Origin of the sequence: Moorena sp. SIO4E2, assembly GCF_010671945.1 — a bacterium.
Lineage (GTDB): Bacteria > Cyanobacteriota > Cyanobacteriia > Cyanobacteriales > Coleofasciculaceae > Moorena > Moorena producens.
In genome coordinates this window covers 17,186-27,895 of record NZ_JAAHIE010000042.1, presented here as the reverse complement: position 1 = coordinate 27,895, position 10,710 = coordinate 17,186, and the positions used below count along the sequence as shown (strand labels likewise).

At 44.6% G+C, this 10,710-nt stretch carries 11 protein-coding genes; 9 read left to right on the top strand and 2 right to left on the bottom strand.

Features of this window, described 5'->3' with window-relative positions; all coding sequences use genetic code 11:
- The first annotated feature begins 186 nt into the window (after nt 1–186).
- The 3 genes from F6K37_RS07810 (at nt 187) to F6K37_RS07800 (ending at nt 4,089) form a co-directional block, all read left to right on the top strand.
- On the top strand, nt 187–1,137 hold the full coding sequence (locus F6K37_RS07810) for an AAA family ATPase (protein ID WP_008191379.1): 951 nt from the start codon (nt 187–189) through the stop codon (nt 1,135–1,137).
- A gap of 31 nt (nt 1,138–1,168) precedes the next feature.
- Nucleotides 1,169–2,575 (top strand): DUF58 domain-containing protein, encoded by a 1,407-nt coding sequence (locus F6K37_RS07805; RefSeq protein WP_287249327.1) that lies wholly within the window; start codon nt 1,169–1,171, stop codon nt 2,573–2,575.
- Between the two features lie 143 nt (nt 2,576–2,718).
- Nucleotides 2,719–4,089, top strand: a complete 1,371-nt coding sequence (locus tag F6K37_RS07800; RefSeq protein ID WP_008191375.1) for a zinc ribbon domain-containing protein — start codon at nt 2,719–2,721, stop codon at nt 4,087–4,089.
- Between the two features lie 32 nt (nt 4,090–4,121).
- Here F6K37_RS07800 and F6K37_RS07795 read toward each other — a convergent pair whose 3' ends face one another.
- Nucleotides 4,122–5,084 carry a stage II sporulation protein M gene (locus F6K37_RS07795; RefSeq protein WP_008191372.1) on the bottom strand — a complete coding sequence of 321 codons (963 nt, stop codon included), beginning with the start codon at nt 5,082–5,084 and terminating at the stop codon, nt 4,122–4,124.
- Between the two features lie 79 nt (nt 5,085–5,163).
- Between F6K37_RS07795 and F6K37_RS07790 the strand changes: the two genes are divergently transcribed.
- From F6K37_RS07790 to F6K37_RS07770, 5 genes are all read left to right on the top strand, one after another.
- Complete coding sequence (locus tag F6K37_RS07790; protein WP_008191370.1) at nt 5,164–6,072, top strand: hypothetical protein; 909 nt, start codon at nt 5,164–5,166, stop codon at nt 6,070–6,072.
- Nucleotides 6,060–6,872 carry an RDD family protein gene (locus F6K37_RS07785; protein WP_008191368.1) on the top strand — a complete coding sequence of 271 codons (813 nt, stop codon included), beginning with the start codon at nt 6,060–6,062 and terminating at the stop codon, nt 6,870–6,872. Before F6K37_RS07790 ends, F6K37_RS07785 begins: the two co-directional genes overlap by 13 nt.
- Before the next feature lie 205 nt (nt 6,873–7,077).
- Nucleotides 7,078–7,344, top strand: a complete 267-nt coding sequence (gene remA, locus F6K37_RS07780; protein ID WP_008191366.1) for an extracellular matrix/biofilm regulator RemA — start codon at nt 7,078–7,080, stop codon at nt 7,342–7,344.
- A gap of 24 nt (nt 7,345–7,368) precedes the next feature.
- A complete protein-coding gene (gene gmk, locus F6K37_RS07775; protein WP_008191364.1) occupies nt 7,369–7,923 on the top strand; it encodes a guanylate kinase in 555 nt (184 codons plus the stop codon).
- Nucleotides 7,924–8,159: 236 nt separating this feature from the next.
- A complete protein-coding gene (locus F6K37_RS07770) occupies nt 8,160–8,486 on the top strand; it encodes a DUF3082 domain-containing protein (protein WP_008191363.1) in 327 nt (108 codons plus the stop codon).
- 443 nt (nt 8,487–8,929) lie between these two features.
- On the opposite strand, the gene pabB is transcribed toward F6K37_RS07770, so the two are convergent.
- Nucleotides 8,930–10,453, bottom strand: coding sequence for an aminodeoxychorismate synthase component I (pabB, locus tag F6K37_RS07765; protein ID WP_287249323.1), 1,524 nt, complete (start codon nt 10,451–10,453; stop codon nt 8,930–8,932).
- A gap of 16 nt (nt 10,454–10,469) precedes the next feature.
- Here pabB and F6K37_RS07760 point away from each other — a divergent pair, with 16 nt between their 5' ends.
- A complete protein-coding gene (locus F6K37_RS07760; protein WP_287249321.1) occupies nt 10,470–10,682 on the top strand; it encodes a hypothetical protein in 213 nt (70 codons plus the stop codon).
- Nucleotides 10,683–10,710 lie beyond the last annotated feature (28 nt).

Below are 10,710 nucleotides of genomic sequence, written 5' to 3'. Positions count from 1 at the left end.
TCAGACTTACTAAAATGGTTGGGAAAATGGCAGCAAATTCGTGTTGATTGATGGGATTATCAGAACTGCCCGATTGTGTAAACTACCGCATACCAAGCTAACTAATCCCAACCCCAATCAACCAGAGTTTGCCCATGCTATTGTGGTACCACGAAAACTGTCCCACAGGATAGCGAATCAACCCAAATGAGCAATGATATCCCTGTCTTGAACCGCCTCAAGCAAACCCTTGGCAAAATAATTGTCGGTCAATCCACCCTAGTCGAACAGTTACTCGTAGCGTTGCTTAGTGGTGGACATGTCATTATTGAGGGGGTACCAGGAACCGGTAAAACCTTGCTTGTCAAAGTTTTAGCAAGGCTAATCCAAGCCGAATTTCGGCGGATTCAGTTAACCCCAGATATTCTACCATCGGATATTTTAGGAACCAATATCTTTGACCTGAATACCCGCAACTTTACCCTCAAAAAGGGACCAGTCTTTACTGAGATTTTGCTAGCTGATGAAATTAACCGCACCCCACCCAAAACCCAAGCAGCGCTGCTAGAGGCAATGGAAGAGCAGCAAGTCACCTTGGACGGGGAAACATTGCCCCTATCTGAATTGTTTTGGGTGATTGCTACCCAAAACTCTCTAGAATTTGAAGGTACTTATCCCCTACCAGAAGCTCAGTTAGACCGATTTTTATTCAAGCTGGTAGTGGATTACCCAGATGCAGCGGCAGAAAAGCAAATGTTGCTCAATACTCAGAAAGGATTTCGTGGACGCCGTTTGGATTTAGAACGTCTGAAACCTCTAGCAACTGTAGAACAAATTTTGAGTGCTCGTCAAGAGGTTAAAGCTGTCCAAGTAGACGAGAAGGTGCTGGATTATTTGCTAGCCTTAGTTCAGCAAACCAGGCAAAATCCTGATTTAGCCTTGGGAGCATCCCCGAGAGCTGCTGTAGCTTGGTTACAAACCAGTAAAGCCCAAGCTGTGTTATCAGGACGGGATTATGTGACACCGGATGATGTAAAAGCGATCGCACTCCCTCTACTCCGTCACCGTCTGATTCTGAAACCAGAGGTGCAGTTAGATGGGTTACAGATCGATAGCGTAATAGCTTCATTACTCAAGCAAGTTCCAGTGCCTAGGTGAGTGGCTCAGCACTCAGCACTCAAAAAAAATTATGATTCCCTCACAACGAACCTATTTACTGTTAATACTAGGTATTGCGATCGCATTATTACTCGCTACTGTTTTTAATCAGCAAATCAGTCTAATTAGTACTCTTGTCTTTGATGGAATTGTCCTTGGTATAGCCTTATGGGATGGAAAACGGGTCAAACCTAACCGAGTCAAGGTAACCCGCACCCCTTTACAACGGTTATCCATTGGGCGAGATAATCCGATCGTGCTGTCAGTGGAATCTAGAAATCAGGTTGCTCGAATTCTGATTAAGGACTACTATCCATTAGAGTTTGCTGTTTCCACCCCAACCATCACTGCTACCCTTGACCGGAATAGTAACAAGGAACTAACCTATACGGTTCACCCAGCCAAACGAGGTCAGTTTCACTGGGGAGATATTCACGTGCGCCAGTTGAGTCCTTGGGGCTTGGTGTGGGATGATTGGAAAATCCCAGGGAGTCAGAACGTAGCAGTTTATCCAGACTTAGTTAGTTTGCGATCGCTTTCTATTCGCCTCACCCTGGAAAATACTGGTACCATGGGCCGTTCCCGACGCTTGGGTGGTGGCACAGAATTTGCTGAACTGCGGGACTATGGCATTGGTGATGACACTCGCCTGATTGATTGGAAAGCCACCGCTCGCCGCTCTCGCCCTTTAGTAAGGGTGCTGGAACCGGAAAAAGAGCAGACTTTAATTATATTACTGGACCGGGGACGGTTGATGACTGCACAGGTACTTCAACTGAAGCGGTTTGATTGGGGATTGAATAGTACTCTAGCCCTAGCATTAGCTGGGTTACATCGGGGCGATCGCGTGGGCGTGGGTGTCTTCGATCGAGACATAACGACCTGGATTCCACCAGAACGGGGTCAACATCAACTATCGAAACTCATAGAACGCCTCACTCCGATTCAGCCAGTGTTATTAGAACCGGACTATTTTGGTGCTGTTACAAAACTCGTGAATCAGCAAACTCGTCGTGCTTTAGTCGTACTGATTACAGACATCGTGGATGTTACTGCTTCCGCTGAATTGCTAGCAGCCCTAGAACGCCTCACCCCTCGCTACTTACCGTTTTGTGTCACCCTTCGAGACCCCCTTGTTGACCAATTGGCGCACACTCCGCCTAATACAGCTGAGTTAGAGAAAATTGTTAGTGAAGACCAGCTTTGGCACAGGGAATACCAGGCCCAGGGGAGAAAGAGAATTAGTGTTGATCTTAACCCTGACCCGGGGCAAGCCGCTTATACCCGTGCTGTCGCTCTGGATTTAATTGCCCAGCGCCAAGTTGCCTTTGCCCGGTTGAAGCAAAAAGGAGTTTTGGTCTTGGATGCACCAGCGAATCAGATTAGTCAGCAACTGGTTGAGAGCTACTTACGAGTTAAAGCTCGGAATCTACTTTGAACAAACATGCGACGCATTCCCCCACCTGGCCGTAGGCCACGCTGCGCGAACGCTCAGGTGGGGGTCAAGGAGCATTGATAAGTCGATTGCCATCTTATCTTTTGTAGGTTAAAATATTAACTATAGGAGATTTTATTAAACCAGTGAAAACGCCAACTAAAGTTATACGAACTGACAAGTGGCAACTTAGTCCGACCCCCGATCAAAAACTACTATTAGGGGAAACGGTTAAAGTATATCGCCGCGCTTGTCGGTATTTGGTTGGTATTATTTATACTCATTGGTCTGAGCTTGGCAATTTAACAGCAGATCAATTAACTCCTGCTGTTGAGCGGCTAATGCACCAAACAGCCAAGCGACCTGACATAAAATATCCCCAGTTCAATAAGACTTTTTATAAGTTTCCTAGTTACTACCGTCGAGCAGCAATTGCATTTGCAGCTGGGCAGGTTAGTAGCTATGTAACTCGATACCGCGAATGGCAATCTGGTAGTCGAAAAAGAAGAGATAGTAAGCCACCAAGATTAAATGCTGATACTGGCTGCTATCCAGCTTTGTACAAAGGACAGTGTTACAAGCTGCATGGTTTCGACCAAGTAGAAATCAAAGTTTTTGATGGCCAAAACTGGGTCTGGACTATGGTTCAAATCACCGGTTTAAGAGAGCGCCACCAGGTGACTACAAACAAAATGATGTCTCCGTCGTTGATTTTCAATGATAGGTGCTGCCATCTGTCTGTTCCATTCACTTGTAAGCCAGAAAAACGCAAACCAGAGGCTAATGTTACTGCGGTAGATTTAGGTATAAACACTACTGCTACCGTAGCAGTCGTAACCCATGACGGCACTGTAATCCATCGTGATTTTCTTCACCTTGGAAGAGACATAGACCGCAGGGATAAACGACTAAAGTCCGTATCAAAAAGAGCATCAAAAACGATGGGCAGAGGAGGAAAACTGCATAAAGGGTTTTGCTCCAAGACTTATCAAAAGTGCCAAAGAATTAATAATCAAATTAGCCATGTTGTCTCCAAGCGGATTGTAGAGATTGCTGAAAAGTTTAATTCTGTTCGCGTAGCGTGGCCTACGGCCTTAGCAATTGTCTTTGAGAATCTTTTGGGGTGGAAGCCAAGAGGTGGGAAAAAGCGCTCTAATTTAAGGCAAAGATTCCACGGATGGCTCAAAGCAAAAATTCGCAGCTTCACGGAAATGAAATGGGCTGAATTAGGTGGCAGAGTAATAGAGGTTGTTGCTGCCTATACTTCAAAGTTGGCTTTTGATGGCTCTGGTACGGTCAAACGAAATTCCCAACAATACTCCAAGGCAACCTTCCCTTCAGGTAAGCGGTTTAATGCAGATTTAAACGGTGCTTACAACATCGGTGCTAGAGGTGTGCTTAAACTCGTTCGTAGAAATAGCAACGAGGGTCGTTCCAGCAAAAGCTCTGGACGACCGCCTAGAAGCTGGGCGTGCTTGTGTGACCTGTGGACTAGGGGTAGTTCCAGGTTAGCATAGGACACCACCACCTCGTTCAGGTGGTGGAAGCTTCATGTATCCTCAAGTTTCTGACTACTACAATATATAACCAAAAGGGTAAACAGTCCGATTCCAACCAAATACTTGAGGAATGATGGCACTAAGGGACTGGGAGATAAAAACCCTTCAATAATACCAGCAATAATCAACATCGGCACAATCCCAAACATCAACTGAGCCGCTTGGGAGCCATAAAATTTCAATGCATCTACCCGGCGATATTGGCCTGGAAACAGAATTGCTCTAGCGATGAGTAAACCAGCTCCACCAGCAAAGAAGATAGCGGGTAATTCCAGGGAACCATGGGGAAACACAAATGCCCAGAAGGGATAAGCTAAGTTATTTTGACCCACTAAGGTTCCAATGGCACCAATCAGTATTCCGTTGAATGCCATGATATATAGGGTAAAGGCACCGCAGGTAATCCCACCAGCCACTGCCCGAAAGCATACCGATATATTGTTAATCATAATGCCACTGGAGGCTAAGGGTTTCATGCCCAAAATCGAACCCATCCACAATTCCTGGCGATCGCGTACTTGTTCAATTAACTGTTCCGGAACCACCAGGGAGATAAACACTGGATCTTGCCAAGCCAACCACCAGGCAATTAAGGCTCCGAGCAGAAACACTGCGGTTGCGATCGCAATATAACTCCACGTCTGTTGCACTACAGCAGGGAAACCCCACCGACAAAACTCCCCTAAGCCTTGCCAGTCTTGACGGCGAGAACCTTGATAAACCTGGTTATAGCCCCGAGAGGTGAGTCGTTGTAAATCCTTGACCAGGGTATGGCCTACTTGGTTAGTTCTAGCACGGGCTAAATCCGCTGAGACGGAGCGATACAAACTAGCGAGTTCCTTGATTTGGGATGCTGGCAAAGACTTGATTCCTCGTTTCTCCACTTGTTGCAGGAGAGTATCCAACTGTTTCCAATTTGCTTCCCGCCGCCCAATCCAACGTTTAATATTCATAAAGTTTCCGTGTAATTTTCCTAAACCTCCCTTAAGATAGCGTTAAAACTTGTCTTGCCATCAATAGCCCCATCGACCCATGTCTTATGAGCCTAGTCCCAACCAATCTTTAGGACCACTCAGTATTGGTAATGTCGTTAATGTCGGTTTGCGGATCTACCGCGACAATTTTAAGTTATATTATCGTCTAGCTTTTATCGGTTATCTATGGCTATTAGTTCCCATATATGGCTGGGCTAAGTTTTGTGCCATGTTTGGGCTAATTTCACGTCTAGCCTTTAGGGAAATCATTGAACGTCCAGAAACAGTGAATGAGGCTCGCCGCCATGTCAATGCTCGGATGTGGAGTTTTCTCAGAGCAGGCATCCTAGTATCCTTGATAACGTTTGGAGCAGCAATCCTAGTATCCTTGATAACTTGGGTGGCAATAATGGTAATTATTGTTCTTCTTAGTATCTTGATCGGAGTCCTTGCTTCAATTTCTGGGAATAGCAGTACTATTTTAGATAGTCTCGATACTCTCCCTGAGAATAGTGTTGCTATGCTTATCATAGGATTTCTGGTTTTGAGTATTTTTATGATTGCTTTTTTATTTGGATTTATCTGGTTTATATCTCGGTTGTTGATTTATGAAATAACCCTGGCTATAGAAAATTCTATCGGTGCCAGGGCAGCCATTGGTCGCAGCTGGAAATTAACTCAGGGATTTATATTACGTATTCAAGGGATAGTAGTTGTTGGATTTTTAATATCACTACCAATTTCGATTGCTGTACAGATAGCTACATTCATCATACAAACTCTATTATCTCTTTTGTTTCCTCAAGAATCAGCAATTTTTATCTGGCTTTATTTAGTGCTAGTTTTTGGGTTGAGCTTTGCTAGTGGTGCCTTGTTGGTTCCTTTCTGGCAAGCGATTAAATCAGTGATATACTACGATCTATGTAGTCGTAAAGAAGGCATAGATTTACAGCTATGGGGAAGCTAAGCTCAACACCGATTAATTTTTTTAATCGAGTCACTATACAAACCCCAGAAAGTGTTGAATTAGAATTAACCTTAGCAGGGATTGGCAGTCGAGCTTATGCCTTGCTAATTGATTATATTGTCTTAGGATTAATTTTATTAGTATTTCTAATTGCTTGGGGCTTTTTATCTTCCCAACTGCTGGACTTATTAGACTATTTTTTTGGTATTAATGATTTAGGGTTGTGGCTATTAGCCATTTATCTATTTATTACTTTCTCGATTTACGTGGGTTATTTCGTTTTGTTTGAAACCCTATGGCAGGGACAAACACCAGGTAAGCGCTATGGTAAAATTCGTGTCATTCGTGATGATGCTAGACCAGTGAGACTACAGCAAGCTACCCTACGTGCTTTGCTGAGACCTGTTGATGATTTATGGTTCCTGGGAGTATTTTTAATTATCTTTAGCAAGGGAGAGAAACGCTTGGGAGATTGGTTAGCAGGAACCCTGGTAGTCCAAGAAGAGCAGCCTATGGCTTCTGCTAGCTTCGAGATCTCCGATCAGGCTCAAGCCTTAGCCAATCAGCTCCAAACCCAGGCAGATTTCTCCCCCTTGCAGCCAGAAGACTTTGCTATGATTCGAGAGTATTTGCAGCGGCGGGAGGCAATGACATTTCAGGCAAAAGCGAAGTTAAGCCGACAACTGGCTGATCAGGTCAAAGACATGATTGCCTTGGAAAAGGTACCGTCAGTTGTCACGGCTAACTTGTTTCTGGAGGCTGTGTACCTTGCCTATCAGCAGTTATCATCCCAGGATTAGTGACCCACGCACCCTTGCTCCAGCTTGAGCCATGGGTTGGTTATCTGGGAACAAAATACCCTATGCACTCAAGAGTTAAGACGGATGATTCCCTAAAATCTGGTAAAAAACCGGATTTTAGGCTTGTAAGGCTAAATTAATGTCGCTACTATTGTACTTGAATACTTATACTAGCTTCTCATCCGGCTTTTGCCGTTAGTTGCTCATGGACATTCAGCTGATTAATATTGGTTTTGGTAACATTGTTTCAGCAAACCGAGTTGTAGCAATTGTTTCTCCAGAGTCTGCTCCTATCAAGCGGATCATTACTGAGGCAAAAGAGCGTGGATATCTCATTGATGCAACCTACGGGCGTCGCACCAGAGCGGTAATTGTGACCGATTCCAGCCATGTCATCCTCTCGGCAATTCAGCCAGAAACTGTTGCCCATCGCTTCGTTATCAATAAAGATAGTCACAATGGTAACCATTAAGCTTGAAGCTTAACTAGACTCAACATGGAAGCAGGGAGACTCATTGTATTGACTGGTCCTTCTGGTGTTGGTAAAGGAACCTTGCTGCGCCAGCTCCTGAAGCGACACCCGGAACTTGAGCTTTTGGTTTCAGCAACCACCAGGCAACCACGTCCTGGGGAGGTGCATGGGAAACACTATTACTTTGTCACTCGTGACCAGTTTGAAGAAATGATCATAGGGGATGAGCTTTTAGAGTGGGCTGAGTACGCTGGTAATTACTACGGTACACCTAGTTTGCCAGTCAAGCAGCTTCTTGAGAAGGGTAGGTCAGTTATTTTAGAAATAGAATTGGTTGGGGCAAGGAAAATCAACAAAACCTTTCCCTCTGCCCTGCGTATTTTTGTACTACCCCCAAGTCTAGATGAATTAGAGCAGCGGATTCGCTTGAGGGGTAAGGATAGTGAAGAAGTAATCGCCCAACGCCTTTCTATTGCCAAAGCCGAAATTGAAGCTGCTGATGAATTTGATGTGACTATTGTTAATCAAGACTTCAAAGAAGCCCTACAAAGGTTGGAAGCAGCTATCAAACCATCTTAAAACTAAGTATTACACACAAAGGTAATTACACACACACAAAGGTAATATTATATCTGGTAGCTTCGTTATTGATCCTGGTATCGATAACTGGTTGAGATCTGTCAGGTTAGAATCCCCTGTGGGTGAGCCTCCGGAGAGTTCAACGAGTAGAGATAACACCTAGTACAGATAACAAGCTACTGGATAATAGTTTAAACCCTGCTTAATACTTGCTGAATACTGGTCACTAATGACTAATGACAACATCTAACCAAGACACGGAAACCCCTAACAGTACTCAAGCGCTACCTTCCCCCTGGCGCTGCCTTACGGGAGCATTGATTTCTGGAGGATTGACGAGCGCTATTTATTTTATAACTGCCTCGATTGCTACAACCTTTGCTAATAAACCCCTCACCTCTAACTCTCAGACAGCCCTCAAAATTGCGATCGCAGTTCGGACGCTGGTAGTGGGAGTCAGTACCCTAGCCACGTTTATCTTTGGTATTACTACCATTGGTTTGGTAGCTTTGGCAATTCAACAACTCTACCGAACGAAGTTCGGCACTCTACCGCCCAAGTGAGGGTCTACCGATAGGTTATTGTCTGGTAGTTGTTGACTTTCACTACAGCAGTGGACAAAAGGGTTAACTAACAGATATGGTCAATTAACAAACAATTAACAATTAACCATCTCGGTTTGTAAACCATCTAAACTCCAATTCCCCTCCCGTTATAGCCCTTAGACAAGCGCGGGAGACGGGGCGTATAAAGTGCTCCTGCAGGTGACCCACACAGCCCCTTGGAAATTGGATACCGAATTTGTTGCGTATCCTAAATATTTCTGCTATAATAGATATATTATTACACTCGTTCGCTTAGCGTCTCCTAGGGAGAGAAGAGTGTCGGTTTAAGTGCAAGCTGAAAAGCCTCTGCTGGAAACTTAAATCAACAAAAACCTTGAAAAAGTAAGCCCAAGGATTTGATCTGAGGGTGTAGAGGCTGTTTGGTTCAGCCGTTAAGGGTTTTATACTCTTAAGAATCCCTCGCTATAATCTCGTGATTTAGCGACGGGAGTATCAACAATCTCAAACAACTCTGGAGAAAACTCTCCACAAACCGTGTAGACAATCCCACGCACTAGGGCTTCAGCCTTGAGTAGGGTTTCTTCAAATTCCAGCTGGGGATTTGATAACGCAATCAGAGCACCACCGATACCAATCGATACTTGATTGGGAGTAATCTCAGCAGTTCGGATCACAATGTTAAGGTCTGCAGCACCGTTGAGTGCAAGAAACCCGATCGCTCCGGAATAGATTCCCCTGGCCTGAAGTTCCAATCGATCAATAATCTCCATGGTTGAGATCTTAGGAGCACCAGTCATGGATCCTCCAGGAAATGTGGCACGGATACAGTCTCCCACCCTTACATCTGGACGCAAACGACCCCGAATTGTACTCACCAGTTGATGAACTGTGGCATAGGTTTCCACATCCATTAACTTAGGGACATGGACACTGCCAATTTCGCAAACCCTGCCCAAATCGTTCCGAAGTAAGTCTACAATCATTATGTTTTCACAACGGTTTTTTTCCTGAGTGCGTAACGCTTCGCACAACAGTCGATCTTCTTCTTCTGTTTGGCCTCGTGCGGCAGTTCCTTTGATGGGTTTAGATTCCACCCAACCTGAGGGGTCAATTTTCAGGAATCGTTCTGGGGATGAACAAGCCACAGCTAGCTCGCCAAATTTTAGGAAGGCAGAGTAGGGTGCAGGATTGAGTTGGCGCAACCTTCGGTAAAATGCCAAGGGGTCAAGTTCGATATTGGCATAAATTTTGTTAGTCAAGCAAATTTCGTAGCTTTCTCCAGCTTTAATTTGATCGAGACTTTCTTGAATATCTTCCAGATATCTCTGGTAGGAACGACTCAATCGAAAGCTAACTTTTCGATGAGTATAGTCTAACTCAATGGGAGGCAAAGGAGGTAGAGTACAAAGCTGTTTTTCGATACCTTCAAACCAAGCATTTGTTTGCTCAGTTTCCCCTTTTTTAGTCAGACACAACAGATAGGTTACTTGCTCTTGATGGTCAAAAGCAATAATTCGGTCTGCTAAGAGAAACATCGCATCTGGAAATTGCGATTGATGGACTATATTTCCTCCACATTCTGCTTTTAGTTCGTAACCAAAGTAGCCAACAAAACCACAGTTAAAGTCAAACGGAAGCCCTTCTAAACAGTTGTATCGACGCTCAAGTTCTCTGTGTAGATAGGAGAAGATACTTTCTCTACGATGTGTTGTTTGGCCTGAGCAGTTAATGGTAAGTTTTTGGTCAGTAATCGAGTATTGCACTAGCAGGCTGTTTGGTCCTGTACCATCTCCCATAAAAGAAAAACGAGATAGACCAGGTTCTACGCGAGAGCTGTCTAGCCAGAATGCTGTCGGTTGTGAGCCAAATAGATGAACAAACACTCGTTCCGAATCAGGGTAGACCGTGAGCTTGCGACTATGAATATTAAAAATCATTTGATGAAACAGCCGTGACTTAAGCATTCAGCCGTCAGCTATCATGCTTAAAATAAACATCGACAGGGAGAATTTAATAGTTCGAGATTTTACAGAATTGAAAGTGTGGGCAAAAGCCCATCTAAGCATATGCGCTACGCGCACGCGTGCGCGTTCAGCAGTCAGTGGTCAGCGGTCAGTGGTCAGCTTATTTTATTCAAAAGCACGGATTGCGCTACGCGCACGCTGCGCGAACAGTAACCTGGCCAATAACTGATAGCTGATAGCACCTCAAGTAGCACCAT